This window comes from Bradyrhizobium sp. ORS 285 (assembly GCF_900176205.1).
Lineage (GTDB): Bacteria > Pseudomonadota > Alphaproteobacteria > Rhizobiales > Xanthobacteraceae > Bradyrhizobium.
Map to the genome: position 1 here is coordinate 456,642 of NZ_LT859959.1, position 25,814 is coordinate 482,455.

General features: G+C 65.6%; 27 protein-coding genes. 17 read left to right on the forward strand and 10 right to left on the reverse strand.

Annotated elements, in window-relative coordinates; all coding sequences use genetic code 11:
• Positions 1-149: 149 nt before the first annotated feature.
• Positions 150-941, reverse strand: a complete 792-nt coding sequence (locus tag BRAD285_RS02015) for an enoyl-CoA hydratase/isomerase family protein (protein WP_006611331.1) — start codon at positions 939-941, stop codon at positions 150-152.
• Positions 938-2,059, reverse strand: coding sequence for a cyclic nucleotide-gated ion channel (locus tag BRAD285_RS02020; RefSeq protein ID WP_006611332.1), 1,122 nt, complete (start codon positions 2,057-2,059; stop codon positions 938-940). Before BRAD285_RS02020 ends, BRAD285_RS02015 begins: the two co-directional genes overlap by 4 nt.
• A gap of 312 nt (positions 2,060-2,371) precedes the next feature.
• Between BRAD285_RS02020 and BRAD285_RS02025 the strand changes: the two genes are divergently transcribed.
• The 4 genes from BRAD285_RS02025 (at position 2,372) to BRAD285_RS02040 (ending at position 5,081) form a co-directional block, all read left to right on the forward strand.
• The gene (locus tag BRAD285_RS02025) at positions 2,372-3,037 is read left to right on the forward strand and encodes a Crp/Fnr family transcriptional regulator (protein WP_006611333.1); all 666 of its coding nucleotides are present in this window, start codon (positions 2,372-2,374) and stop codon (positions 3,035-3,037) included.
• Between the two features lie 18 nt (positions 3,038-3,055).
• Positions 3,056-3,937, forward strand: a complete 882-nt coding sequence (locus tag BRAD285_RS02030) for a DUF6537 domain-containing protein (RefSeq protein WP_006611334.1) — start codon at positions 3,056-3,058, stop codon at positions 3,935-3,937.
• A 286-nt stretch (positions 3,938-4,223) separates the two neighbouring features.
• Positions 4,224-4,574, forward strand: coding sequence for a DUF3307 domain-containing protein (locus tag BRAD285_RS02035; RefSeq protein ID WP_006611335.1), 351 nt, complete (start codon positions 4,224-4,226; stop codon positions 4,572-4,574).
• 114 nt (positions 4,575-4,688) lie between these two features.
• The gene (locus BRAD285_RS02040) at positions 4,689-5,081 is read left to right on the forward strand and encodes a hypothetical protein (RefSeq protein ID WP_006611336.1); all 393 of its coding nucleotides are present in this window, start codon (positions 4,689-4,691) and stop codon (positions 5,079-5,081) included.
• 12 nt (positions 5,082-5,093) lie between these two features.
• Here the strand turns inward: BRAD285_RS02040 and BRAD285_RS02045 are convergent, their stop codons facing one another.
• On the reverse strand, positions 5,094-5,414 hold the full coding sequence (locus BRAD285_RS02045) for a YkgJ family cysteine cluster protein (RefSeq protein WP_006611337.1): 321 nt from the start codon (positions 5,412-5,414) through the stop codon (positions 5,094-5,096).
• A complete protein-coding gene (locus BRAD285_RS02050) occupies positions 5,407-6,105 on the reverse strand; it encodes a YafY family protein (RefSeq protein WP_006611338.1) in 699 nt (232 codons plus the stop codon). The genes BRAD285_RS02045 and BRAD285_RS02050 overlap by 8 nt, the downstream gene beginning before the upstream one ends.
• A gap of 218 nt (positions 6,106-6,323) precedes the next feature.
• Between BRAD285_RS02050 and BRAD285_RS02055 the strand changes: the two genes are divergently transcribed.
• Positions 6,324-7,052 (forward strand): glutathione S-transferase family protein, encoded by a 729-nt coding sequence (locus BRAD285_RS02055; protein ID WP_006611339.1) that lies wholly within the window; start codon positions 6,324-6,326, stop codon positions 7,050-7,052.
• A gap of 1 nt (position 7,053) precedes the next feature.
• Here BRAD285_RS02055 and BRAD285_RS02060 read toward each other — a convergent pair whose 3' ends face one another.
• Positions 7,054-7,686: a pyridoxamine 5'-phosphate oxidase family protein gene (locus tag BRAD285_RS02060; protein WP_006611340.1), complete on the reverse strand. Its 633-nt coding sequence runs from the start codon at positions 7,684-7,686 to the stop codon at positions 7,054-7,056.
• Between the two features lie 121 nt (positions 7,687-7,807).
• Here BRAD285_RS02060 and BRAD285_RS02065 point away from each other — a divergent pair, with 121 nt between their 5' ends.
• On the forward strand, positions 7,808-8,692 hold the full coding sequence (locus tag BRAD285_RS02065) for a LysR family transcriptional regulator (RefSeq protein ID WP_006611341.1): 885 nt from the start codon (positions 7,808-7,810) through the stop codon (positions 8,690-8,692).
• A gap of 5 nt (positions 8,693-8,697) precedes the next feature.
• Here the strand turns inward: BRAD285_RS02065 and BRAD285_RS02070 are convergent, their stop codons facing one another.
• Positions 8,698-9,111: a PaaI family thioesterase gene (locus BRAD285_RS02070; protein WP_006611342.1), complete on the reverse strand. Its 414-nt coding sequence runs from the start codon at positions 9,109-9,111 to the stop codon at positions 8,698-8,700.
• Between the two features lie 405 nt (positions 9,112-9,516).
• Between BRAD285_RS02070 and BRAD285_RS02075 the strand changes: the two genes are divergently transcribed.
• The 4 genes from BRAD285_RS02075 to BRAD285_RS02090 all read left to right on the forward strand — a co-directional run bounded on the left by BRAD285_RS02075 (position 9,517) and on the right by BRAD285_RS02090 (position 13,125).
• Positions 9,517-10,536, forward strand: a complete 1,020-nt coding sequence (locus tag BRAD285_RS02075) for a TRAP transporter substrate-binding protein (protein WP_006611343.1) — start codon at positions 9,517-9,519, stop codon at positions 10,534-10,536.
• 277 nt (positions 10,537-10,813) lie between these two features.
• A complete protein-coding gene (locus tag BRAD285_RS02080; RefSeq protein ID WP_006611344.1) occupies positions 10,814-11,323 on the forward strand; it encodes a TRAP transporter small permease in 510 nt (169 codons plus the stop codon).
• 6 nt (positions 11,324-11,329) lie between these two features.
• Positions 11,330-12,649, forward strand: coding sequence for a TRAP transporter large permease (locus BRAD285_RS02085; RefSeq protein ID WP_006611345.1), 1,320 nt, complete (start codon positions 11,330-11,332; stop codon positions 12,647-12,649).
• Positions 12,646-13,125 (forward strand): DUF3237 domain-containing protein, encoded by a 480-nt coding sequence (locus BRAD285_RS02090; RefSeq protein ID WP_006611346.1) that lies wholly within the window; start codon positions 12,646-12,648, stop codon positions 13,123-13,125. The genes BRAD285_RS02085 and BRAD285_RS02090 overlap by 4 nt, the downstream gene beginning before the upstream one ends.
• Before the next feature lie 324 nt (positions 13,126-13,449).
• Here BRAD285_RS02090 and BRAD285_RS02100 read toward each other — a convergent pair whose 3' ends face one another.
• Positions 13,450-13,776: a hypothetical protein gene (locus tag BRAD285_RS02100; RefSeq protein WP_006611347.1), complete on the reverse strand. Its 327-nt coding sequence runs from the start codon at positions 13,774-13,776 to the stop codon at positions 13,450-13,452.
• Positions 13,777-14,799: 1,023 nt separating this feature from the next.
• Between BRAD285_RS02100 and BRAD285_RS02110 the strand changes: the two genes are divergently transcribed.
• From BRAD285_RS02110 to BRAD285_RS02130, 5 genes are all read left to right on the forward strand, one after another.
• The gene (locus BRAD285_RS02110; protein ID WP_006611348.1) at positions 14,800-15,600 is read left to right on the forward strand and encodes a crotonase/enoyl-CoA hydratase family protein; all 801 of its coding nucleotides are present in this window, start codon (positions 14,800-14,802) and stop codon (positions 15,598-15,600) included.
• A 1-nt stretch (position 15,601) separates the two neighbouring features.
• Positions 15,602-17,503: a feruloyl-CoA synthase gene (locus BRAD285_RS02115; RefSeq protein ID WP_006611349.1), complete on the forward strand. Its 1,902-nt coding sequence runs from the start codon at positions 15,602-15,604 to the stop codon at positions 17,501-17,503.
• Positions 17,504-17,529: 26 nt separating this feature from the next.
• Complete coding sequence (locus tag BRAD285_RS02120) at positions 17,530-18,294, forward strand: SDR family NAD(P)-dependent oxidoreductase (RefSeq protein ID WP_006611350.1); 765 nt, start codon at positions 17,530-17,532, stop codon at positions 18,292-18,294.
• A 632-nt stretch (positions 18,295-18,926) separates the two neighbouring features.
• Positions 18,927-19,346, forward strand: coding sequence for a thioesterase family protein (locus tag BRAD285_RS02125; RefSeq protein WP_006609537.1), 420 nt, complete (start codon positions 18,927-18,929; stop codon positions 19,344-19,346).
• A gap of 212 nt (positions 19,347-19,558) precedes the next feature.
• Positions 19,559-20,704 (forward strand): ABC transporter substrate-binding protein, encoded by a 1,146-nt coding sequence (locus BRAD285_RS02130; protein ID WP_035644574.1) that lies wholly within the window; start codon positions 19,559-19,561, stop codon positions 20,702-20,704.
• 113 nt (positions 20,705-20,817) lie between these two features.
• On the opposite strand, the gene BRAD285_RS02135 is transcribed toward BRAD285_RS02130, so the two are convergent.
• Positions 20,818-21,738 (reverse strand): oxidoreductase, encoded by a 921-nt coding sequence (locus tag BRAD285_RS02135; protein WP_006609539.1) that lies wholly within the window; start codon positions 21,736-21,738, stop codon positions 20,818-20,820.
• Between the two features lie 156 nt (positions 21,739-21,894).
• On the opposite strand from BRAD285_RS02135, the gene BRAD285_RS02140 reads away from it, so the two are divergent.
• Positions 21,895-22,482, forward strand: a complete 588-nt coding sequence (locus BRAD285_RS02140; RefSeq protein WP_197696969.1) for a TetR/AcrR family transcriptional regulator — start codon at positions 21,895-21,897, stop codon at positions 22,480-22,482.
• Positions 22,483-22,486: 4 nt separating this feature from the next.
• A complete protein-coding gene (locus BRAD285_RS02145) occupies positions 22,487-23,293 on the forward strand; it encodes a shikimate dehydrogenase (protein ID WP_006609541.1) in 807 nt (268 codons plus the stop codon).
• 29 nt (positions 23,294-23,322) lie between these two features.
• Here the strand turns inward: BRAD285_RS02145 and BRAD285_RS02150 are convergent, their stop codons facing one another.
• Entirely contained in the window at positions 23,323-24,048 is a 726-nt protein-coding gene (locus tag BRAD285_RS02150) for an ABC transporter ATP-binding protein (protein ID WP_006609542.1), read from the reverse strand.
• Entirely contained in the window at positions 24,045-25,814 is a 1,770-nt protein-coding gene (locus BRAD285_RS02155; RefSeq protein ID WP_006609543.1) for an ATP-binding cassette domain-containing protein, read from the reverse strand. The genes BRAD285_RS02150 and BRAD285_RS02155 overlap by 4 nt, the downstream gene beginning before the upstream one ends.

Consider the following 25,814-nt stretch of genomic DNA (forward strand, 5'->3'; position numbering starts at 1 on the left):
CTCCGCCCAAAGCCAAGCTAGCTACGGACAAAAGGCTGTCAACCGCAAATTGGAGGTTTAAGTCGATAGTTCGTTCAACGTGTGTCGGAACACCGGCTGCATACAGCGGGATGTATGCAAAATAACGCTGAAAAAACCACTCATTGCGCTCAAAACCGCGGGGCTCGCTTTTCTGCAAACGATCTCATGCCTTCGCGGATCTCGTCGCCGCTCAAGCTGTCCTGATGTCTGCGGCGAGCTGCCGCATCATCGAGCGCGCCGTGGGCAAACTCGTTGATCGCGCGCTTCATGCCGCGCATGGCGGCGGGGGCATTGCCCGCGAGCTGCGTTGCTAATCGGTCCACCTCGGCATCGAGCGAGTCGGCCGCGACCATGCTGGTCAGATAGCCGATGCGCAGCATCTCGGCCGCGCCGATCTTCTCTGCGGTGAGGAACAGGCGCTTGGCGTTGTCGACGCCGAGCCGGGAGACATACCGCTTGATGCCGCTGGGGTAGTAATGGAGGCCGAGGCGCGCGGCGGGCATGAACATCTCGGCCGTGTCGACGCCGATGCGGAAATCGCACGCCAGCGCGAGGTCGGTCGAGCCGCCATAGACCCCGCCATTGATCCGGCAGATCGTCGGCAGGGCCAGGTCTTCGAGCCGGTCCGCGACCGCTTCGAACGACGGCCCCGCGCCGCCGGCCGGGCTCGTCTCTGCCCCGCCGATCGAGCCGAGATCATAGCCGGCGCTGAAGGCTCGGCCTGTTCCGGTCAGGATCAGCACACGCAAACTGGCGTCGGCCTCGACGCGATCGAACAAGCCAATCAGTGTGCCCAGATCTTCCGGCTGCAGCCGGTTGAGATGGCGCGGACGGTTGAGCCGGATGGTGGCGCGCGAGCCCTCGATGCTGAGAAGCGGCGGGGTCGGCGCGTCGTCGGCGGGGGTGATCCGGTTTGTCATGTCCTGTTCTCGTTCTCCAAGGCGCGGCGCTGCGCTTCGGCATCGATGCTCTGCACCAGGTCGGGGTGTCGTGCCATCAGCACGCGAAAATCGACGAGGTCGAGCACCAGCAGCTTGGACAGCGTGGTCGTGGTGATGTTGGCCGAGCGCAGGCTGTTGCCGAGCAGCGCCATCTCGCCGAAGAACGCGCCTTCGCCGAGCCGGACCTTCTTCCCGGGCAGCTCGACCTCGACCTCGCCGGCGGCGATGAAATACATGCAGTCGCCCGGCGTTCCCTTGCGGATGATGGTGATGCGGGGCGGCAGGTCGATGGCGCGAAGCGTCTCGGTGACGTCGGCGATCGTCGCCGGTCCGAGGGTGGCGAAGAACGGCACCCGTCCGACCAATTCCCATGTCTTCAGGAAGTTCTCGCGGCGGGTCTCGGCGGCGAAGCTGGTGGCCAGGATACCGGTCCACAGGCCGAACACGCCGAGTCCCGAGATCATCACCATGGCGGCCACCAGCCGCCCCAGCGGCGTGATCGGCACGACGTCGCCGTAGCCGGTGGTGGTGAGGGTGACTACGGCCCACCACATCGCCGAGGGAATGGTGCCGAAGGTGGCCGGCTGCGCATCATGCTCGAGCGCATATTCGGCGACCGAGCCGAGAAACAACACCAGGAGGAACAGCACCAGCACCGACAGCAACGGCCGCGCTTCGACCACCATCACCCGGCGCAGCCGGCGGAGGCCTGGGATACCCGGAATGACCTTGAGCACCCACGCAGCTCCCCACAGCCAGGCCGTCCGCGCCGGGACTCCGGTGAGCAGTGCGACCGGGACGGCCAGGGCGCAGACCGTGTCGAGCAGGCCGCCGCCCAAGATGAGGTAGCCGGCAAGCCGGCGCATTCGGGCCGCCCGCTGAACCCGAATGGTCCATTCGACGACGAAGAAGCCAAGGCAGGCCCATAACAGGGCGAGGATCCAAACGCCTCCGGCCGCAAAGACCGGATCGACCGTCGACAACACGACGCCGCTCATGCCGAGCAGCACGGCCATATTGGCGGCCGGGGTCATGTTTCGTCCGGCCGTCGCCTCGATGAATGCGGCCAGGGCGGGCATGGGCTGCGGTTTGATCATCGGAGGCGGGAGCCCGTCACTGTTTCCAAGCCGCTGGGAGTGCGGCGGCGCCAAACTGCCCCGAGCGGGGAACACGCGTCAACGATGCCGCGGGCGCGGCGGCGAAAGCCCGCGAACGGGCGCGCATGGGGGGCGGCTCGATCTGGGAATTTTCAGGTCGCGGCTCGAATACCGGTTCAAACGTCGTCTGTTGGCCGTATAGCAGAAGGCGGCGTAGACACGCTAAACTAGCCGATGCAAGAAACTAGCCGATGCGAGGCTCGGACCTCGGCGTCCGCTTTACCTCGCATCCCCAAAGTCTGGTTGATCCCGATGGATACCTCACACCTGGTCGAACATGCAGGCGCCGCCGGCAGCCTCTTCGCATCGATCTTCGTGGTCGCCACGTTGTCGATGCGGACGATGATTCCGCTGCGGGTGTTCGCCATCCTCACCAACATCGTGCTGATCGCGACCGCGATCCCGATGCACAATTACCCCGTTCTCATCCTGCACGGCGTGCTGCTGCCGCTCAACAGCTACCGCCTGCACCAGATGCTGCAGCTGGTCCGCGACGTGAAGCAGTCGGTCAACAGCGATCTCTCGATGGAATGGCTGAAGCCGTTCATGACCGAGCGCAAATGCGGTGCCGGCGAGGTGCTGTTCTACAAGGACGAGAAGGCCGACAGCATGTACTACATCGTCAGCGGCCGCTTCCGCCTGGTCGAATCAGGCATCGAGCTGCCGGTCGGCGCCATCGTCGGCGAATTCGGCATGATCTCGCCGTCCAATACGCGAACGCAGACGCTGGAATGCGTGGAGGGCGGGCTGATCCTGTCGGTGTCCTACGACCAGGTCGAGCAGCTCTACGTCCAGAATCCCGCCTTCGCGTTCTACTTCCTGCGGCTGGCCAGCGCCCGGCTGTTCCAGAATATCGAGACGCTCGAGCGGCGGCTGGCGCAGCAGACTGCCGCCGCGCCCGTCGCCAAATCAGCCTGACCGGGAGCCTTGAGCCCAGTGGAAAGCGTCCGCTCCTCGCTGCGATATCTGCTCGCCGACTTCATCGGCGAGGCCGAGGGCGAGCCGCCTTTTCTACCCGAAGGCCTGCCGGACGCGGCAGCGCCGGCCGTGAGTGAGGGTATCCATCTCCTGATGGACTATCAGGGCGCGAGCTACGCGCAGCTTTATGTCGATCGCATCAAGCGGTTCGTGCGCAGATCGGACGTCGATGCCGCCATGCTGGGCGAGATCGCGCAGCACCTGGCGGCGCGCATGGCCTATGAGGACCTGATCCGGATCGCGCAGCTGCGATTGATGAGCCTCGAGACGGGGCGCCGGCCGGGCGGACGGGACACCGACGACGTCAGGCGGTTTCGGCTCGACGAAATGCTCGGGGTCTTGCCGCAGGCGGTTGCCGATTCCATGTCGACGGGCTTCGAGCAGATCGGTTGGCTCGGTCGCCGCCGGATCAAGGTCCGTTTTTCGGTCCGGTCGCGCTTTGCGGTGCGGCGCCTCAAGCTGATGGCGGGGCTGCGGCGCTGGCGGCTGCAGTCGGTTCGTTATGCCGAGGAGCGGGCCTGGGCCGAGCGCTGGCTGCACATGATCGCGCGCGCCCTCGACAAGCAGCCTGCGGCGGCGCGCGCCGTGATCGAGACGGCGACGATGATCCAGGGACAGGGCGACGCCTACCGTCAGGGGCTCGCGGATTGGCATGCCATCATCGATGGCCTGGCCAAGCCGACCTTCGACGGCGTGCTGCCGATCTCCGATCTCGCCGCCGCGATCGCAGAGGCCCGCGCCGTGGCGCTGGCGGAACCCGGGCAGGGGGCATTGAAGCGAACGATTGCGCAGATCCGCGCACGGGCACAGCCGGCGCCGAGCAGCAACGCGGCGGAGTGAGTTCGCAGCTGAACGCAGCAAATGGCAGCTCGGCAGGTAACCTTACCTCTCGCGGAAAGTGTGGGAAGGGTAGCAGAGTGCGCTTTGAGGTTCCCTTTTGCGTGCAATTCGGCAGCAGAGATGTCATAAGCGTCGCATACGCGTCGAATTGGCCGGGTATTCTCATCAGATTGCGCTGAACGCCTCCAGTTCCCGGTGCGTCCAAGGGTTAGTCGTAGCGAGAGCGTCAGCTTTGTCTTTTCCCGCTTTGTCGTCGCAGGTTGCGGTTGGTGCGCTGGTCGGCTGGATGCTGCTGCTCACCTTCAAGCACATCATTGGCGACTTCGTGCTGCAGAACGCCTGGATGGCCTATGGCAAGGACCAGCGGAAGGGCTGGGCGCTGCCGCTGCTGGTGCATTGCCTGATTCATTTTGCGGTGGCCCTGGTGCTGATCCTGATCGTCGCGCCGAAATTCTGGTTCGTCGCCGCGATCGACTTCGTCATCCACATCACCATCGATCGCATCAAGGGCATCTGCTCGTCGCGTTTCGGCATGACCATCGAGCATCCCTGGTTCTGGACCCTGATCGGCGTCGACCAGGCGCTGCATCACCTGACCGGCTTCGGACTCTCGATCTTCATGGCGGCGAACGGCTGAGAGCCGTGCAGGGAACCGAGGCGTAGCTGCCGGTCACCGTTGTGCCCGCTCTTCAACATGGTTAACCCCGCGTTAGCGATTCGCGTTGCATCCTTCATACAAGAGGATCAGCCGATGCTTCCAAGCCGTAGTGCCTTCGACAGCGATGCCTGCCCGGTCGGCGAGGAACTTCTCGGTGCGCTGTACCGCGCCGATGAAAACGGATTGCCTGCACTGGTCGAGAGCGTCTCCGCCGATGTCCGGGCGATGCTGGCGCTGTTCTGCTACCGGCGCACCCATCTGCATTCACTTGCGCTGGCGATCGCCTCGACCTGCACCGAGCATGATCTGACGCAGTTCGGCGGCCGCGTCGGCACCGCGCTCTACGCGCAGTCCCGCGGCAGCAAGAGCGGACGGGTCAGCCCGCTGTCCAGCAAGAAGCCGATCTCGCTGTCGACCAAGCCGCTGTCGGCGGTGGCGCCGCTGGATGACGATCTCGACGACGACCTCGCGCCCGTGACGGCCTGAGCTCGGTCCTGCTCACGGCAGCGGCGGCAAGCCGAACTTGCGCCGGGCTATCGCGCACTCATCGTCACCGGGCATGCAGATCCGGCACACTTCGGGGCGAACCGCATAGATCCGGCAGGCGACGGCGCGCCCGATCTCGCCGTCCAACGCGCAGCAGCGGTCATTCTCGCAGCGCATGCCGGACAGCCGCTCATTGACCAGCTCGGCCGGAATGAGATCCAGCACCTCATCCTCCTCGATCGTGAAGCGCGGCCAGTTCGATGAATAGCCGCAACATGCGCCGCAGCTTTGACAGGGGCTGCTGTCAGTTGCATGCGACATTGGCTCAGACATCTTTGGGAACCTCCCAGACCAGGCTGCGTCGCCATTTCGCACGCAACGCCTCGCGGCGCTCGGGATATTTGTCGTCCAGATAGTCCGCTTCGACGACGCGGTCGGTCCTGAAGCTGCGGAAATCGCGGCGCAGCTCGCACCAGGCGGCGAGGATGCGCACCGCGTCGTGATAGCCGATCGCGATCGGCCAGATCACCCTCTCGCTGTCGCGGCCCTGCTCGTCGCGATAGCGCAGCTTGATCTTGCGGCCCTCGTGGATCTGCGAGCGCGTGCGCGACATGTCGATGCGGTCGGGCTCGCGGCTCCACGGCCGCGGCGCGCGGCTGGCCGGCTCCAGCACGAACGGCCGCAGCCGTTCCGGCACGGTGTCGGCGATCTTGGCCATCAGGTCCTCGGCCGCGCGCGCCAGCACCGGGTCGGCGTTGACCGACACCCATTGCGCGCCGAGCACGGCCGCCTCGATCTCGTCAGGCGTCAGCATCAGCGGCGGCAGGTCGAAGCCCTTTTCCAGGATGTAGCCCATGCCGGCCTCACCGCGGATCGGCACGCGCTGGCCGATCAGGGTGGCGATGTCGCGATAGATCGTGCGCTTCGACGTCTCCAGCTCGGCCGCGATCGCATCCGCCGTCAGCGGGCGGCGGGTGCGTCTCAGCACCTGGATGATCTGGAACAGCCGGTCGGCGCGTCTCATGATGTGTCCCTGCGGAAGCGATCACCCCGCCGCTGCTGACACGATGTTGGCAGCAGCCCGTCCTTATACCGGGCCAACAACAGGATTGAAGGGGTGATGTCGATGATGATGTTTTATGGCCTTGGCCTTGCCACCACGCTACTGCCGCTGCTGACACCATGGTGGCAGCAGCATGTGCGTAGCGTCCGGCGCCTGCTCAGGAAGTCGGGAGTGCTGTCATGATCACCTTGTTCGGTTTGGGCTCGGGCTTCGGCCTGCCGGAGATCAGCCCCTTCGTCACCAAGACGGAGGTGCAGCTGAAGATGGCGGGCCTCGCCTATCGGAAGCAGCGGGCGATGCCGCCGGCCTCGCCCAAGGGGCAGTTGCCCTTTATCGATGACGGCGGCGCGCTGATTGCGGACTCCACCTTCATCCGCGCTCACATCGAACGCAAATACGGCTTCGACTTCGATGCCGGCCTCGATGTGCGCGCGCGGGCGCAGGCCTGGGCGTTCGAGCGCATGATCGAGCACCATTTGTACTTTGCGCTGGTCGGCGCGCGCTGGGTCGATCCCGTCAACTTCGCCAAGGGCCCGGCGCATTTTTTCGATGGCGTACCGGCCGACCGCCGCGAGAAGCTGCGCGAGGACGCGCAGTTCCGCGTCGCCGAGAACTACTTGATCTCAGGCCTCGGCCGTCATGCGCCGGACGAGGACATCGATCTCGCCGCGCGCTCGCTCCGCGCGCTGTCGGTGCAGCTCGGCGAGCGGCCTTATCTGATGGGCGACCGCCCCTGCGGCACCGACGCGACCGCGTTCGCCGTCATCGCCGGCATCCTCACGCCATTCTTCGATTCGGAGCTGCGCCGGCGGACCGAAAGCTTCGGCAACCTCGTGACCTACGTCGATCGCCTGATGGCCACGTATTTTCCGGAGTTCGAGTGGGGCAGGGCGGCGGAAGCCGCCTGAGCTACACGCCCGGCGCGGGCTCGCCCTTCAACCGCGCCAGCTCGGCCTCGAGCTCCGCGATCCTGGTGTCGCGCACCGCCAGCGCCTCCGCGACATCGGCCGCATCGAACTTCTGCGGAATGTGCTGAGGACAGTTGGTGTCCCAGGCCTCGATCGTGAACAGGATCACCTGCTCGGGTCCCGCCTTGTAGCCCCTCGGCATCAGCGAGGCCGTCAGCACGGCGTCGTCCTCGACCACCCGGGCCGTGCCCCAGATCTTCACCCGGCGGCGGTGCGCGTAGTCCATCACGAAGATGTAGGCGTGCGGATTCTCCGACAGATTACCTTGCGTGATGTATTGCCGGTTGCCGCTGAAATCGGCGAACGCCAGCGTGCGGCTGTCGAGCACCTTGAGAAAGCCCTTCGGCCCGCCCCTATGCTGGATGTAGGGCTGGCCGTCGGCCGAGGCGGTGGCGAGATAGAAGCTCGTGGCCTCGGCAAGGCGGCCGGCGAGATCGGCATCGACCTCGTGGCGGAAGCCGCGGGTCTGCTCGACATGCGCATAGCTGTCGCGCGATCCCTTGCGGGCCTGGATCGCCCTCGCGGCGGGTGAGAACATGACGTCGTCGGGCGCGCGGATATTTGTCTGGGTCATCGCAATGACTCCTCGTCTTCTGCGGCAGTCACTGCCGCCATGCCGCCAATATGGTCCCAAACCCCGTTGGAAATAATCAGACGCCTTGACACTGGATCATTGCAGATGTTGCAATGATCGGATGGACCGCATCGACGCCATGCAGGCCTTCGTCACGGTGGCCGATTTGAACGGCTTCGCGCCGGCGGCGCGGCGCATGAAGCTGTCGCCTTCGGCGGTGACGCGCCTGATCGCCGCGCTCGAAGAGCATCTCGGTGTTCGGCTGCTGCAGCGCACGACGCGTTCGGTGACACTCACCGATGCCGGCCGGCGCTATCTCGAACGGACCAGGCGGATCCTGGCCGATCTGGAGGAGGCCGAGCTCGCCGCCGAGAGCGAGCGGCTGCAGCCGGCGGGACGCCTGGTGGTCTCGGCGCCGGTCGGCTTCGGTCGGCTCCATGTTGGTCCCGTGATGGCCGCTTATCTCAGCCGATATCCGGAGGTCGCCGCCGAGCTGCGTCTCGAGGATCGCCAGGTCAATCTGGTCGAGGATGGCATCGACTGCGCCGTGCGCATCGGCCATCTCGGCGATTCCTCGCTGGTGGCCCGCCAGGTCGGCAGCATGCGGCGAATCGTCGTCGGCGCGCCCGCGTATTTGAAGGCGCATGGCGAGCCGCGCTCGCCCGATGCCTTGGCGAAGCACCAGACCATCCAGTTCGGCGCAGCGGACGAATGGCGTTTCGTGAAGGATGGCCGTGAGCAGGGCATTGAGGTGAGTCCGCGGCTCGTCACCAACAATGCGGACGCCGCGATCCAGTATGCCGAGGCAGGCGGCGGTGTCACACGGGTGATGGCCTATCAGGCAGCGGACAGCCTGCGCGCCGGCCGGCTCAAGCGGGTGCTGACCAAATACGAGCCGCCTCCCGTCCCCATCCACATCGTGTTTCCAAGCTCGCGGCTGCTCTCGGCCAAGGTCCGCGCCTTCATCGATCTGGTCATCGAGACCTGCAATTGGCGCTTCGGCTGACGTTGTCACGCCTTCTTCGGCACCACGCGAAACGTCGCATTCGCCCGCGCAATCACGGCATCGTCCGCCAGCACCAGGCTCTGCACGAAGCACACCGTGCGTCCACTCTTGATCACGTCGCTCTCGACGCTGAGCCACTGTCCGATGCCGGCGCTGCCGATGTAGTCGACCGCGAGATTGATCGTGACCAGCGACACCTCCCAACCCAGCGCCTGGGCGCAACTGTAGCCCATCGCATTGTCGGCGAGCGACGCGATCAGCCCGCCATGGATCAGTCCGCGCGAATTGGTATGCGGCGTGGCGAGCCGCAGGCCGAGAATGACGGCCTTGTCGGTCTTTTTCGCATAGAGCGGCTCCCAGGGATCGGTGAACCGGCTCTTGCGGAAATGAGGCTCGAAGCCGGCGGGGATGGTGCTCATGCGCCTGTGTTCGCTGCTGAGGATCTCAGCAGTCAACGACGGCACCGCGGATTTTGCACCGCCTACAAAGTTTGAAACATGTTTTGCGCTGACGTTTGAAACGGTGCGCGTGCGTGCCGGGAGGGATGGCGCACGATGTCGCAGGGGATGGTCCATGCTCCCGGCAATTTCGCGATGTGCCGATGCCGCCGTGCAATTTCGGGTGCAAGCGAGATGCTTAACGTGTTAATGAATCGGCCACACGCCTGCAACTTTCGTCTGTCAGACTTGCGCTGGCTGGCGCGATAGGGTCGGCTCGCGCGTGCAGCGGCGGCAGGCCTGCCGTCACGCTTGCAATGATGTTTATATGCTATAACAATGAAGCAAAGGGCCCTCGAAGGCCCATGATGGAAGGAGAGGATCCCGATGAGGAAGACGCTTCTGGCGTTGGCGCTGGCTGCCGGTGTGACCACCCCCGCGCTCGCGCAGGACAAGACGTTCGATCTGAAGATTTCGCACTGGGTCCCGGCCAGCCATCCGCTGCAGAAGGCGCTGGAGGATTGGGCCGCGTCGGTCGAGAAGGCCTCCGGCGGCACCATCAAGGGCAAGGTGTTCCCGGCGCAGCAGCTCGGCAAGGCGTTCGATCATTACGACATGGCGCGCGACGGCATCGCCGATGTCACTTATGTGAACCCCGGCTATCAGCCCGGCCGTTTCCCGATCATCGGCGCCGGCGAGTTGCCGTTCCTGGTCTCCGACGCCAAGGGCGGCTCGGAAGGCCTGGACGCGTGGTACCGCAAATATGCCGAGAAGGAGATGAAGGACGTCAAATACTGCCTCGCCTTCGTGCATACGCCGTCCTCGCTGCACACCCGGACCAAGAAGGTCACGATGCCCGAGGACCTCAAGGGCATGAAGATCCGCCCGGCGGATGCGACCATCGCGAATTTCGTCACCCAGCTCGGCGGCACCAATGTGCAATCGTCGGCGCCGGAGGTGCGCGACATCATCGAGCGCGGTGTCGCCGACGGTGTGTTCTTCCCGGCCGGCTCCCTGGTGCTGTTCGGCGTCGACAAGGTCACCAAATTCCACATCGACGCCCCGATGTACGTCACGACCTTCGTCTTCGTCATGAACAAGGACAAGTACAACCAGATGTCGCCCGCGCAGAAGAAGGCGATCGACGACAACTGCAATACCGAGGCCGCAGGCAAGGTCGGCGAGCCCTGGGGCAAGTTCGAGGACGCCGGCGTCGACAAGATCAAGGCGGAAGCCGGCCAGGAGGTCTACAAGCTCACGCCCGAGCAGACCGCCGCCTGGAAGAAGGCCTCCGAGCCGCTGTTCAAGACCTGGGCCGACGGCGTCAAGAAGACCGGCGTCGACGCCGACGCCGCGATGACCGAGCTGAAAGCCTCGCTCGCCAAGTACAACGCCCTGGCGCAGTAAGGCCTTCGACCTAAGCTGTTTGCGCGGCAGACGGTGCGCCCCCTCTCCCCGTTCTTCACGGGGAGAGGGCGGGGGTGAGGGGCAGCGGCACGGGTGGTGCTCGCGGCCGAACCTGTAGACCTCCATCAGCGTGTTGCCGGGCGGCCGCCCCTCACCCCACCCCTCTCCCCGCCCTGGCGAAGCTGCGCTTCGCTAGGGCGAGGCGAGGGAGCCCACCGCCTGCTGCGCAGCAGCTCGCTTCAATTTGTCGGACGTTTGACTTGAGAACGGACACGCCATGCAGCGCGCCTTCATGGATCGGATCATCGACGGGATCGAGTGGATCGCCGCGTTCTTCGTCGGCATCGTCGCGCTCGACATTTTTCTGTCGGTGCTGCTGCGCAATACGCTGAACTACGCGATCCCGGATTCGTTCGACATCGGCCGCATGCTGCTCGGCATCCTGATCTTCTGGGGCATCGCCGCGACATCGTATCGCGGCACCCACATCACCGTAGATCTCATCTGGGGCAATGTCGGCCCACGCTACCAGCGCTGGATCGACATCTTCGCCACCCTGGTCCTGCTGTTCGTCGTCACCGTGCAGACCTGGACCCTGTTCGACAAGGTCCGCGGCACCTATGAGGACAACGTCCTCACCTTCGACCTGCACATGCCGACCTGGCCGTTCTTCGCCATCGCCTGGATCGGCGACGTCTCGGCGGTGCTCCTGATCGCCATCCGGACCTATCGCCTGATCTTCCATCCCGAGGAGATTCATGACCCTCACGTCAAGCCCACGGAGTAGTGCCGCATGAGCACGGATGCGGTCGCCGTCATCGGCTTTGTTGCGCTGTTCGCCCTGATGCTCCTGCGCGTGCCCGTCGGCATGGCGATGGGCCTCGTCGGCGTCTCCGGCTTCGCTTATCTCGTCAACGGCACGGCGGCGCTGAAGCTGGTCGGCCAGACCTCGATGCGCACGGTCACGGACTACACGTTCGGCGTGATTCCGATGTTCCTGTTGATGGGAACGTTCGTCTCCAACTCCGGCATGAGCCGTGAGCTGTTCCGCGCCGCCAACGGCTTCGTCGGCCATCTCCGCGGCGGCCTGGGGATCGCCACCGTCGCCGCCTGCGGCGGCTTCGCCGCGATCTGCGGCTCGTCGGTGGCGACCGCCGCGACCTTCTCGGCGGTGGCCTATCCGGAGATGCGCCGCTTCGGCTATCCGCAATCCTTCGCCACCGGCGTCATCGCCGCCGGCGGCACGCTCGGTGCCATGCTGCCGCCGTCGACCGTGCTCGCGGTCTACGGCATCATCACCGAGCAGGACATCGGCAAGCTGTTCATCGCCGGCATCATCCCGGGCCTGCTGGCGATGACGATGTACATGATCACCATTACGGTGATCGGCAAGGTCAGGCCGGATTTCCTGCCCAAGGGCGAGGCGCCGCCGTGGCGCGAGCGTATCGCGGGGCTGAAGGGCATCTGGGCGCCGGTGCTGCTGTTCCTGTTCGTGATCGGCGGCCTCTATGGCCTGCCGTTCCTGCCGCGCTTCACCCCGACCGAGGCCGGTGGCGTCGGCGCCACCGGCGCGTTCCTGATCGGCGTGTTCACCGGGCGGCTCGACAAGGAGAAGATCCTGGCCTCGCTGCTGCAGGCGACACGCACCGCGGCCGCCGTGTTCACCGTGCTGATCGGCGCGCTGATCTTCGGCTATTTCCTCACGGTGACGCAGACGCCGCAGAAGGTCACGGAATTCCTCACCGGCCTCGGCCTCGGCCCCTACGGCGTGCTGGCGCTGATCATGGTGATGTATCTCGTGCTCGGCTGCCTGATGGACGCCATGGCGATGATCATCCTGACCGTGCCGATCATCTTCCCGGTGATCTCGCATCTCGGTTTCGATCCGATCTGGTTCGGCGTCATCATCGTCATGACCGTCGAGCTCGGCCTGATCCATCCGCCGGTCGGCATGAACGTGTTCGTGATCAAATCGGTGGTGAAGGACGTGTCATTCTCCACGATCTTCAAGGGCGTGCTGCCCTTCGTCGCCACCGATTTGATCCGGCTGGTGATCCTGATCGCCTTCCCGCTGCTCGCCACCTGGCTGCCGCAACAGATGATGAACCGATGACCACGCCCGTTCTCGACACCCGCTACGTCTTCACCCTCACGGTCATGATCGGCGCCGTCACCTCGGCCGGCGAGACCGGCATCGGCGTGCGCCGGATCATTCCGATCCATGGCGGCGAGGTGAAGGGTCCGGGCCTGAACGGCGAGGGCGTCAGCGGCAAGATCTGCAATTTCGGCGCCGACTTCCAGGTGATCCGTCCCAACGAGCTGATCGACCTCGAAGCCAAATACGGCTTCGAGACCGACGACGGCGCCACCATCTATGTCGAGAACCGCGGCATCCGCTTCGGACCGGTCGACTTGCTGCAGAAGCTGAAGCGCGGCGAGCCCGTCGACCCCAAGCTGATCTACTTCCGCACCCACCCGCGCTTCGAGACCGGGCACGAGAAATATCGCTGGCTGATGGAGCACGTCTTCGTCGGCTCGGCCGCGCGGCATGCAGACCGCGTCATCATCGACGTGCACGTGGTGCTGTAGGCCGGCCTGTCTGCCTCACACTCCGTCATTGCGAGCGCAGCGACGTGTCCGCCGAAGCTCGAAGAGCGAAGGCGGAAGCAATCCAGGGCCGGGGCGGGACTCTGGATTGCTTCGTCGCGGAGCCTGTCATCGGGCCGCGCTTTGCGCGGACCGGTTGGTTCCTTGCAATAAGGGTGTCTGTGGCTCCGTCATGGCCGGGCTTGTCCCGGCCATCCACGTGGTGCGGCATCCTGGGAGCGACGTGGATGCCCGGGACAAGCCCGGGCATGACGGAGTGACTAACTGACAGGATCGTTCGGGGCCGAATTCCTGGAAGACGTCCGATCAGTCCTCGTCGTCCCAGCTCGAGGCGCGGCCATAGCCGCCATGGTCGCAATTGCGGTCGCGGTAGACAGGCACGTAGCGGTGACGCTCATAGCCGTAGCCGTCATACGCCGCGTCACGATAGTGGGAGCGGTAGACCGGGGCGGGCTCATAGGCTTGCGCTTCCGATGCGATGGCGCCGCCGACGAGGGCGCCAACCAGAAGACCTCCGATGAGCGCCGCGTTGCGGCCGTCATGTGCCTGGGCCGGCGCCGCGCCGGCGAGCAAAGTGGCAGTCACGGCGAGCGCGGCGACGCCGCCAGCGAGAGAAGTCTTCAGCGAAACCATGGTCCCCTCCATTGGGAAGTGTGGTGACGATGATGTTCTACGCGGTCCGCTTTGAAGCGGTGCTGAATGTGATGTTGTCGGCCGTTCATGTGCCCCACCGAGCTGGCTGGAGGTGAGCAAGACATTTCGCCCTCGTCCAGGGCAGGCCTTGGCGGCCAGCCGGGGTTCGACGAGCGCGTGGTGCTGTGGGCGACGCTGTCGGCCCAAAACATTGGTGTCGTCCCTGCGAACGCAGGGACCCATAATCCCGGTCACCTATTGGGATACGAAGCTGGTCCGGCATCTTGCCTCACAACATCTCCCTGGGTTATGGGCCCCTGCGTTCGCAGGGACGACAGCGGAGGACTGCGAGGCGCCGGTAGGCGACATTCGGCGTATTCGATAAAAAATAAATATGTTGCTGTTTGTCGGAATTCATGGTTCACTCCCGTCATCCCGTCCCAAGCTGAGGGGCGTTGCGCGCGATCGTCACGACACGCGGGGCGGGGAGCGGTGGCCGCGATCATGCCGCAGCGTGGGCGAGAGCTCGCGCGGACGAACGGCGTGGCGCGGACGTGAAGTCGCAGCGTGCTGGCACCCCGACGCTGGTGTCCCGCGCAATGCGCAAGCATTGTCGCGAATGGTGGCCAACAAGCCCGGCGCACCAGGCAGACTGCGTATAAGCGTGAAGACCATCGCGCAGGGAAGGCCGGGCGTGTCTCGGCTGCACCTGTGGTACCTGCCGCCTGCATTTTTGTTAGCAGGCGGGCCGCAGGCGCCAGCCGGCGCCTGGCCTTCCCTGCGCCCTCTGCACATGAGGGTGAACGACGAGCAAGCCCCGGGCGCGAATCCGCCGCGGGAATGCCGCATCATGTCATTTGCCTTTGCGCCGACGCGCCTTACGATGCGGCCCGCGTCGCCTCGCGTAGTTCATTCCGGCGCCGCTCATTTTGCATTGCACAACACGATCTCGGGCGCCGCTTATTGACTCCTGCCGAGATCGTTATAAAACATAACTATTCTGAATAGGACACAATAGATCCCATGGGAAACGCCGACACGACGCCAGCAGGCGATCCGTCTCTGCTGCAGATCGAACAGCAGGGCGCCGTCCTGACCATCGGGCTCAACCGCCCGGCCAAGCGCAATGCGCTGAATGACGGCATCATCCTCGCGATCGGCGAGTGCTTCACCTCTCTGCCCGACGACATCCGCTGCGTCGTGATCCACGGCCTCGGCGACAATTTCTCCTCCGGCCTCGATCTCTCCGAACTGCGCGAGCGCGACGCCACCGAGGGCTTGGTGCATTCGCAGATGTGGCACCGGGTGTTCGACCGCATCCAATATTGCCGCGTCCCGGTGATCGCCGCGCTCAAGGGCGCGGTGATCGGCGGCGGCCTCGAGCTCGCCTGCGCCGCGCATATCCGCGTCGCCGAGCCTTCCGCCTATTTCGCGCTGCCCGAGGGCCAGCGCGGCATCTTCGTCGGTGGTGGCGGCTCGGTGCGGCTGCCGCGCCTGATCGGCGTCGCCCGCATGATGGACATGATGCTCACCGGCCGCGTCTATTCGGCGACCGAAGGCTCGTCCTACGGCTTCGCGCAATATCTGGTCGAGGCCGGCGCCGCCATGACCAAGGCGCTGGAGCTCGCGGCCAAGATCGCGAACAACGCGCCGCTGACGAACTTCGCCGTGCTGCAGGCGCTGCCGATGATCGCGGAAGCCAATCCGCAGACCGGCCTCTTGATGGAATCGCTGATGGCCACAGTCGCGCAGAGCGACAAGGAGGCCAAGGGCCGCATCCGCGCCTTCCTCGATCACAAGACAGCCAAAGTGAAGCCGACGTGACATGACCGCGCAAACAACAAAAATCACACAGGGGGGAACGGACAACACGGCGAGGAGCGCCAGTGTTCATCCGTTGCGCGCCATCTCGTTCAATGATCCCGTCGTCGATGTCGAGCGCCGCGACGACGGCACCATCTATCTCCGGCCGAAGCAGCCGCTTGGCGATTTCCCGCAGCGGATCACCGACCGGCTGCATCACTTCGCCAAGGAAGCGCCGGAGCGCGTTTTCATGGCCGAGCGCGTCGGTCCCGAGGGCTGGCGCGAGCTGAGCTACGGCACCTTGCTGGCGGCGAGCCGGCACATCGCCTCCGGCCTGCTCGCCCGCGGCCTGTCGCCGGACCGCCCGGTGATGATCCTCTCCGGCAATTCGATCGACCATGCACTCGTCGCGTTCGGCTCGCTCTATGCCGGCGTGCCGTTCTGCCCGGTGTCGCCGGCCTATTCGCTGGTGTCGCGCGACTACGGCAAGCTCGCTTATCTGATGAAGCTGCTGACGCCGGGCCTCGTGTTCGTCGATGACGCCGACAAGTTCGCGGACGCTCTGATCGCCAACGTGCCCGAGGGCGTCGAGATCGTGGCCTCGTTCGGTGAGGTGCCGGGCCGCAAGGTCACGATGCTGTCCGAGCTGATCGCCTCGCCACTGTTCGCCGGCCTCGATGCCATCAATGACAAGATCGGCCCGGACACGATCGCGAAATTCCTGCTGACCTCGGGCTCGACCGGCAACCCCAAGGCCGTCATCAACACCCAGCGCATGATCTGCGCCAACCAGGTGATGATCCGCGAGACGCTCGCCTTCCTGAAGGACGAGCCGCCCGTCATCATCGACTGGCTGCCGTGGAATCACACCTTCGGCGGCAACCACAACATCGGCCTGACCCTGTTCAACGGCGGCTCGATGTATCTCGATCAGGGCAAGCCGGTGCCCGGCGGCATCGAGGAGACGGTGCGGAATCTGCGCGAGATCTCGCCGACCGTCTATTTCAACGTCCCCAAGGGCTACGAGTCGCTGCTGCCGTATTTCCGCGAGGACCCCGGCCTGCGGAAGACCTTCTTCCGCCGCCTGCACGCGATGTTCTTCTCCGGTGCCGCGCTCGCGCCGCACGTCTGGAACGAGCTCGACGAGCTCTCGGTGTCCGAGACGGGATATCGCGTGCCGATGCTCACCGGCCTCGGCTCGACGGAAACCGCGCCGTTCTTCATGTCGGTCAATCCGCGCACCAGCCGCTCCGGCCACGTTGGTTTGCCAGTGCCCGGCAACGAGGCCAAGCTCGTGCCCAACAACGGCAAGATGGAAGTGCGCGCCAAGGGCCCGAACGTCACGCCGGGCTATTGGCGTCTGCCCGAAGTCTCTGCCGCTGCCTTCGACTCCGAAGGCTACTACCAGATGGGCGACGCGCTGAAACCCGCCGATCCCAACGACTTCAACGCCGGCTTCGATTTCGACGGCCGCGTCGCCGAGGATTTCAAGCTGGCGTCCGGCACCTGGGTCTCGGTGGGGCCACTCAGAGCGCGCTTCATCGCCGCTTGCGCGCCGCTGGCGCGCGACGTCGTCATCGCCGGCATCAACCGCGACGAGATCGCCGCCATCGTCGTGCTCGATCTCGACGGTTGCCGGCTGATCAACGCGACATTGCCGTTCGACGATCTCGCCGAAACCGCGTCGGATCCGCTGATCGTGGCCGCGTTCCGCGAGCGCTTCGCCAAATTCCTGAAGACCGCGACAGGCTCATCGACGCGGATCACGCGCGCGGTGCTGCTCGGCCTGCCGCTGTCGATCGACAAGGGCGAGGTCACCGACAAGGGCTCGATCAACCAGCGCGCCGTGTTGGAGAACCGCAAGGACCTGATCGAGCGCATCTACGCGTCGACGCCGGACGACGACATCATCGTCGCCGGCTGATCAACGAAATTAAGGGAGAGACGAACATGTTGTTGAAGGATCAGGCCGCCATCGTCACCGGCGGTGCGTCGGGCCTCGGCGCCGCCACCGCCCGCAAGCTCGCCGCGCAGGGCGCCAAGGTCGCCGTGTTCGATCTCAATGCCAAGCTGGCGGAAGAGGTCGCCGCTGAGATCAAGGGCGTGCCGGTGATCTGCGACGTCTCCGACGCCGCCGGCGCGGAAGCCGCCGTGGCCAAGGCGGTCGAGGCGCTCGGCCAGCAGCCGCGCGTGCTGGTGAACTGCGCCGGCATCGGCGTCGCCAAGCGCGTCGTCGGCCGCGACGGCCCGATGGCGCTGTCGGATTTCGAGAAGGTGATCAAGGTCAACCTGATCGGCTCGTTCAACATGCTCAGGCTGGTCACTAACGGCATGACCAAGCTGGAGCCGCAGGCGACCGGCGAGCGCGGCGTCGTCATCAACACCGCCTCCGTCGCCGCCTATGACGGCCAGATCGGGCAATCAGCCTATTCGGCCTCGAAGGGCGGCATCGTCGGCATGACCCTGCCGATCGCCCGCGAACTCGCGCAGTTCGGCATCCGCGTGCTGACCATCGCGCCCGGCCTGTTCCTGACCCCGCTGCTCGCCAACCTGCCGCAGGAAGCCCAGGACTCGCTCGCCGCCGCGATCCCGTTCCCGCGCCGCCTCGGCCACGCCGACGAGTTCGCCGCGCTGGCGCTGCACATGGTCGAGAATCCCTACCTCAACGGCGAAGTCGTGCGCCTCGACGGCTCGCTCCGCATGGCGCCGAAGTGAGATTTCGGCGCCTCTCGCAATGAGGAACAAGAAGTAGGGTGGGCAAAGCGCAGCGTGCCCACCGCCGCTGGAAATGGTGGGCACGGCGCTGCGCGCCTTTGCCCACCCTACGGACCGCCGAAGTAGGATTGATGAGCCGAGCTGCATCCTCGCGACGTGCTCCCAACCTCTCCCCGCGCGCGGGGAGAGGTCGGATTGCATCGCCAGATGCAATCCGGGTGAGGGGGGCTCTCCGCGAGTCTGGTGCTCGTGGCTGCCCCTCACCCCAACCCTCTCCCCGTGAAGAACGGGGAGAGGGAGCTCACCGGCGCTGTGGCTCGTTGCGAGGATTGCTTCGCTTTGTTCGCAATGACGGAAAGAAACGTAGGGTGGGCAAAGCGCAGCGTGCCCACCGCTCAGGAAGACGGTGAAGAGTAGTCAGATTGATGAACACCACTGTTCGCCACGAGCTCGCTCCCAACCTCGCCCCGCGCGCGGGGAGAGGTCGGATTGCATCGCCAGATGCAATCCGGGTGAGGGGGGCTCTCCGCGAGTCTGGTGCGCGTGGCTGCCCCTCACCCCAACCCTCTCCCCGTGAAGGACGGGGAGAGGGGGCTCGCCGCCTTCGCGGCTGATAGCGAGGTACACAACTGATGTTCGTCAACCGCCGCGATGTGCAGATCCAGTGGGGCGACTGCGATCCCGCCAATATCGTCTACTATCCGCGCTACTTCGCGATGTTCGACGATGCGACCTCGGTGATGTTCGAGGCGGCCGGATTCTCCAAGCAGGACATCGTGCGCCGCTATGGCCTGGTCGGCATCCCCATGGTCGACACCCGCGCGAAGTTCTACATCCCCTCGACCTATGGCGACTGGATCACGATCGAGAGCCGGGTCGAGAGCATCAAGCGCTCGTCCTTCGACGTCACCCACAAGGTGTTCAAGGGCGAGGCGCTGGCGATCGAAGGTTTCGAGACCCGGGTGCTGGTCGGGCGCGATCCGGCCGATCCTGACAAGCTCAAATCGGCACCTTTCCCTGAGGAGATGAGGGCGAAGTTTCTCGAAGGATGAGGCTGGAATGGGTGCGACATGCGGCCGTCTTAAGGATGTTCAGCTGTCGTGCTTTGGTCGGATGGTGAGGCGTGATCTTCTCGTGTTCAATGCTATGATCACGGTTGGACACCTATCGGCCGGCCAATTGGAAGACGCCCCGGAACAGGGGCGGGACTGCAAACAGGATCGGCGGATCTCGAGCTGAACCGAAAAGATTGAGGGAGGACTTGATGAGGAAGGCCTATCTGGCTGCGGCTGGCGTCATTGCGATGATCGCGTCGGCTCCGGCGCTGGCGCAGACCAGCGAGATCACCATCGGCATCACCACGACCACGACGGGTCCGGGCGCAGCGCTCGGCATTCCCGAGCGCAATGCGCTGGAATTCGTGCCGAAGGAGATCGGCGGCGTGCCGCTGAAGGTGATCGTGCTCGACGACGGCGGCGATCCGACCACGGCGACCACCAATGCCCGCCGCTTCGTGACCGAATCCAAGGCTGACATCATCATGGGCTCGGCGCTGACCCCGCCGACGATCGCGGTGTCCAACGTCGCCAACGAGGCCGGCATTCCGCATTTCGGCTTGGCGCCGTTCCCGGTCACCCCGGAGCGCACCAAGTGGTCGGTCGTGATGCCGCAGCCGGTGCCGATCATGGGCAAGGTGCTCTACGAGCACATGAAGGCCCATAACGTGAAGACCGTCGGCTATATCGGCTATTCCGACTCTTACGGCGATCTCTGGTTCAACGACCTCAAGAACCAGGGCGTGCCGATGGGCGTCACCATCGTCGACGAGGAGCGCTTCGCGCGTCCCGATACGTCCGTCACCGGCCAGGTGCTGAAGCTGGTCGCCGCCAACCCGGATGCCATCCTGGTCGGCGCCTCGGGCACCGCGGCGGCCCTGCCGCAGACCGAATTGCGCGAGCGCGGCTACACCGGCCTGATCTACCAGACCCACGGTGCGGCGAGCATGGACTTCATCCGCATCGCCGGCAAGGCAGCGGAAGGCGTGATCATGGCCTCCGGCCCGGTGATGTCGCCGGAGACCCAGGACGACAGCGCGCTGACCAAGGCCCCCGGCCTCGAGCTGAACAAGGCCTATGAGGCCAAGTACGGCCCGAACAGCCGCAGCCAGTTCGCCGGTCACTCCTTCGACGCGTTCGAGATCCTCAAGCGCGTCATCCCGGTGGCGCTGAAGACCGCGAAGCCCGGCACGCCGGAGTTCCGCGAGGCGATCCGCCAGGCGCTGCTGAGCGAGAAGGACCTCGCGGCCTCGCAGGGCGTCTACAACTTCACCGAGAAGGATCGCTCCGGCCTCGACGACCGCGCCCGCATCATCCTGACCGTGAAGGACGGCAAGTACGTCCCGGCGAAATGAGCTATCAAGCACTAGCACCCGATCGAGACGAAAGGCCGGCGCAACGCCGGCCTTTCCATTTCTTGCCCGCACTTTCTTCTTTGTCGCGCTTCGCAGCGTCCGTGCCCGACGGGCTAGCTCGCCGGCAGCAACCCCGGATCGACGCCGGTCATCGCGATGGACACGTCCCAGAGGCGGCGGGCGAGATCGGGGTCGACGGCCTGCGGCGCACGAGCGGCCTCTCCGGAGGGACCACGAATCTCGCCGCGGCCCTGCGGCCCGTAATAGCCACCCGCCTGCACGATTCCGGTTGCGGCTTGCAGCGCCGGCCAAGCGCCCATCGCCGGCGTATTGGCGATCAGCCCGAACAGCGGCTTGAGAACGCCGATGAAGCGGATGTGGCGGCCGAGCTCGGTGGTCGCGAAGCCGGGATGGCAGCCGACCGCCGTGATCGAAGAGCCGACCGCACGCAGGCGGCGGTCCAGCTCGAACAGAAACAGAATGTTCGCGAGCTTGCTCTGATCGTAGCGCGGCCGCCTCTCGTAACCGTTGTCGGCATTGAGGTCCGACCAGTCGATCTTGCCGGTCTTGTGCACGAGGCTCGACGTAATCACGACTCGAGCGCCTGCGTTTTCTGCGAGCTTGGGCAGCAGCAGCGAGGTGAAAGCGAAGCAGCCGAGATGGTTGACGCCGAACTGCAGCTCAAAGCCTTGCCTCGTGCGCGTGAGGGGCGGGTTCATGACGCCGGCATTGTTGATCAGTACGTCAACGCGCGGCTCTCGTGCGACTTGATCGGCGGCTGCGCGGATGCTGTCGAGGTCAGCCTGATCATAGCGGAGGAAAGTAAGGTTGGCCGCGGGGACCTGCTGCTTGAGCCGCGCCATCGCGGCATCGGCCTTGGCGCGATCTCGGCATGCCATCAGCACGCGGGCGCCATGCGCCGCCAGGACGCGCGAGATCTCGAAGCCGAGCCCGGTATTCGCACCGGTGACGACGAAGCACTTGCCGGTCTGATTGGGGACATCGTTATCGGTGAAACCGGATGGCTGGCTCATGATCAAGCTCCTTCGATGACGCAAGCGCGCAGCCGCCGTGTCCGCGCCGACGGCCCGGTATTGCACAACTCGCCAGCGCTCACTAAAGTTAAACGGAGACATCTCCGTATTTCCTCTGCATTAGCGGAGAGTTCTCCGTTTCGTCAAGAGGGCATGATGACCGATGCTGAAGACGGCTTGCGGGCCGATGCCCGGGCCAACCGGGCCAAGATCGTCGACGTTGCCCGGGAGGCGCTGGCGCGCGATCCCGCGGTCTCGCTCAACGCCATCGCCAAGGCCGCCGACGTCGGGCCGGGCACGCTGTATCGCCATTTCCCGAACCGGGAGGCGCTGGTGCTCGCCGTGTACCGCCGCGAAATCGAAGCGGTAGCTGCAGTCGCCCAGCAGCTCGTCGTCCGCCATCCGCCGCGCGAGGCGTTCCGCCGCTGGTGCGAGCGGCTCGCGAAGTTCGGACGCATGAAGCAAGGGCTGGCCGACGTGCTGGGCACCGCGACATCCGAGCGCGACCTCATGTATTTGCGCGAGCTTTACGCGCCCATCCTCGAGGCGCTGGATCAACTGCTCCGGGCGGGCGAAGCGTCCGGCGATTTCGCTCCGGGCGCCGATCCAGAGGACGTTCTGCAACTGCTCGGCTTTCTCTGGCGCATCAAGCCGGATGCCCAGGGGACGGCGCGCATCGAGCGCCTGCTCGACCTAGTGGTGCGCGGCTTGAACGCGCCCGTGTCACCGACGACGAGGGAGTGACCGGATGATCTTCGCCCCCACCGGAGCCACCAGGCTCCACATCATCATTGGCGATCCCGTTGCGCAGGTGCGCTCGCCCGCCGGCGTCAGCGAAGCCTTTGCGGATCGCGAGAGCGATGCGATCCTGGTCGCCGTGCAGGTCGCGCCGGCCGATCTCGCCGACTTCATCGCAACGATGACGCGGGTGAAGAATCTCGACGGCATCGTCGCGACCATCCCGCACAAATTCGCCTGCTACCGTGCCTGCGCGACGGCGACCGAGCGCGCGCATTTCATCGGTGCCGTGAACCTGATGCGACGCGGAGTCAATGGCAAGTGGCACGGCGACATGGTCGATGGTCTGGGCTTCGTCGGCGCGGCGCAGGCCGCGGGGTTCGATCCCGCCGACGCGCGCGCCTTGCAGGTCGGGGCGGGCGGTGCCGGCTCGGCAATTGCGCTGGCTCTGATCGATGCCGGCGTGCGCGAACTCGCCATTCACGACAGCGATCCCGGCCGTCGCGATGCGCTGATTGCGCGGCTCAACGAGAGCGGCAAGGGCCGCGCGGTCGTCGGCAGCGCGGATGCAAATGGATTCGACATGGTCGTCAACGCGACGCCGGCCGGCATGCAACCCGGCGATCCCCTCCCGGTCGACATGGCGACGGTGAGCCCATCAGCCTATTGCGGCTGCGTCATCACCAAGCCGGAAGTGTCGCCCTTCATCACGGCCGCGCGTGATCGCGGCTGCCTGACGGCGACCGGCACAGACATGTATCACGCGCTGGAGCGCGTGATGGTCGACTTCCTCTTGTCGAAGGAGGCGCCATCCTGAGACAGCGCCTTTCCATTTTCAGGGCCGGTTCAGTGCGCGGCTGCCTCGGCGAAGCCGAGATAGCTCGCCGCGACGCGCTGGTCGGTCGCGATCTCCGAGGCCTTGCCGTTGAGCACGAACTCGCCGAGCTCCATCACATAGGCGCGGTCGGCCACTTTCAACGCGGCCTTGGCGTTCTGCTCGACCAGCAGCACCGAGACGCCTTCCTCGCGCAGCTTGGCGACGATCTCGAAGATGCCGGCGACGATGATCGGCGCCAGACCGAGGCTCGGCTCGTCGAGCATCAGCATCTTCGGCGATCCCATCAGCGCCCGGCCCATCGCCAGCATCTGCTGCTCGCCGCCCGACAAGGTGCCGGCGAGCTGCTTGCGCCGCTCCTTCAGCTTCGGGAACAGCGTGTAGACGTGCTCGAAGCCGCGCGCCGCATGCGCCTTGCTCATTCTGAAAGCGCCGAGCTGCAGATTGTCCTCGACGTTCATGGTGGCGAACAGCTCGCGATGCTCCGGCACCAGGCAGAGGCCGCGGGCCACGCGGTCCTCGATCTCGTAGCGCGCCAAATCCTCGCCGAGGAAGGCGACGCGGCCCTTGAGCGGAAACACGCCCATGATGGCGCTGAGGAGCGTCGTCTTGCCGGCGCCGTTGGCGCCGATGATGGTGACGATCTCGTTCTCCGCCACGGTGAGCGAGACCGAGCGGACGGCCTCGACCTTGCCGTAGGAGACGTGGGCGTCGGTGACTTCCAGCAGGGTACTCATGCGGCGGCTCCGAGATACGCCTTGATGACCTCGGGATTGGTCTTGATCGCGGCTGGTGTGCCCTCGGCGATCTTGGTGCCGAAATCGAGCACCACGATGCGGTCGGCGAGATCCATGACGAAGCCCATGTCGTGCTCGACCAGCAGCACCGACATGCCGCCGGCTCTGAGTTCGCGAAGCAGCGCACCGAGGCGCTGCTTCTCCATGTGGCGCAGGCCGGCGGCGGGCTCGTCGAGCAGCAGCAGCATCGGATCGACGCACAGCGCGCGGGCGATCTCGACGATGCGCTGCTGGCCGAGGGATAGCGAACCGGCGAGCTGGTGCATCTGGTCGCCGAGGCCGACGCGTTCGATCTGGCGCGCGGCTTCCGCGAGCAGCTTGGCCTCGTCGGCGCGATCGAGCCGGAACATGCTGGAGAGCGCGCCGGAATGGCCGCGCAGATGCGCGCCGATCGCGACGTTCTCCAGCACGGTCATGTCGGGCACCAGCTTGACGTGCTGGAAGGTGCGGGAAATGCCGAGCTTGACGACGTCCTGCGGCGGCGCGTTGCCGACGGCCTTGCCGAGCACCGAGATGTTGCCGGAGGTCGGCGGCAGCACGCCGGTGATCAGGTTGAAGGTCGTGCTCTTGCCGGCGCCGTTGGGACCGATCAGCGCGACGATCTCGCGCGCCTGGACGTCGAACGAGACGTTGTTGACCGCGACCACGCCACCGAACTGTTTGCGCGCATTGTCGACCTGCAGCAGCACGTTCGGCGCCGAGGAGGATCGCACCCGGGCCGGCAGCTCGAGCGAGGTGTCCGGCTTCTTGGCGACCGGCTTGAACGGCAGCCGCGCGGTCAGCCACGGCCACAGGCCGGTCGGCGCGAGCTGGAGCAACGTGACGAGCAGGATGCCGAACACGATGGTCTCGAGCTGGCCCTCGCCATGCAGCAGCAGCGGGAGATAGCTTTGCAGCACCTCCTTCAGGATCACGACGATCGCAGCACCGAGCACGCCGCCCCAGACATAGCCGGCACCGCCGACGACCGCGACGAACAGATATTCGATGCCGGCCTGGGCGCCGAACGGGGTCGGGTTCACGGCGCGGGCGAAGTGCGCGTAGAGCCAGCCGGACAGGCCGGCGAGCACGGCGGCGTAGATGAACACAAGCAGCTTGGCGCGTGGCGAATACACGCCGAAGGCTTCGGCCGCGATGTGCCCGCGGCGCAGCGCGCGAATGGCGCGGCCGGTGCGGGAGTCCAGGAGGTTCATCGTCAGCAGCGCGGAGATCAGCACGGCGGCCCAGATCGCGTAGTAGATCGTGCCGGGATCGAGCATCCTGAGGCTGCCGATCGACAGCGGGGGGATGCCGGAGATGCCGTCGTTACGGCCGAGGAAGGCCAGCTTGCTGAAGAGATAGTAGAGGCCGAGACCCCAGGCGAGCGTGCCGAGCGGCAGATAATGGCCGGACAGCCTGACCGTGACGAGGCCGAGCAGTACCGCGGCGAGGCCGGAGACCAAGAGCGACAGCGGCAGGGTCAGCCAGGGCGAGACGCCGTAATTGGCGGACAGCACCGCGGTCGTGTAGGCGCCGAAGCCGACGAAGGCGGCCTGGCCGAACGAGGTGAGGCCGCCGACGCCGGTCAGCAGCACCAAGCCCATCGCGACCAGCGCGGACAGGCCGATATTGTCGAGCAGCACGATCCAGAACGGCGGCACGCCCGGGATGAACGGAACATCCGCGACGAGGACGGCAAAGACGATGAGAGGCCAACGCTCGCGCAC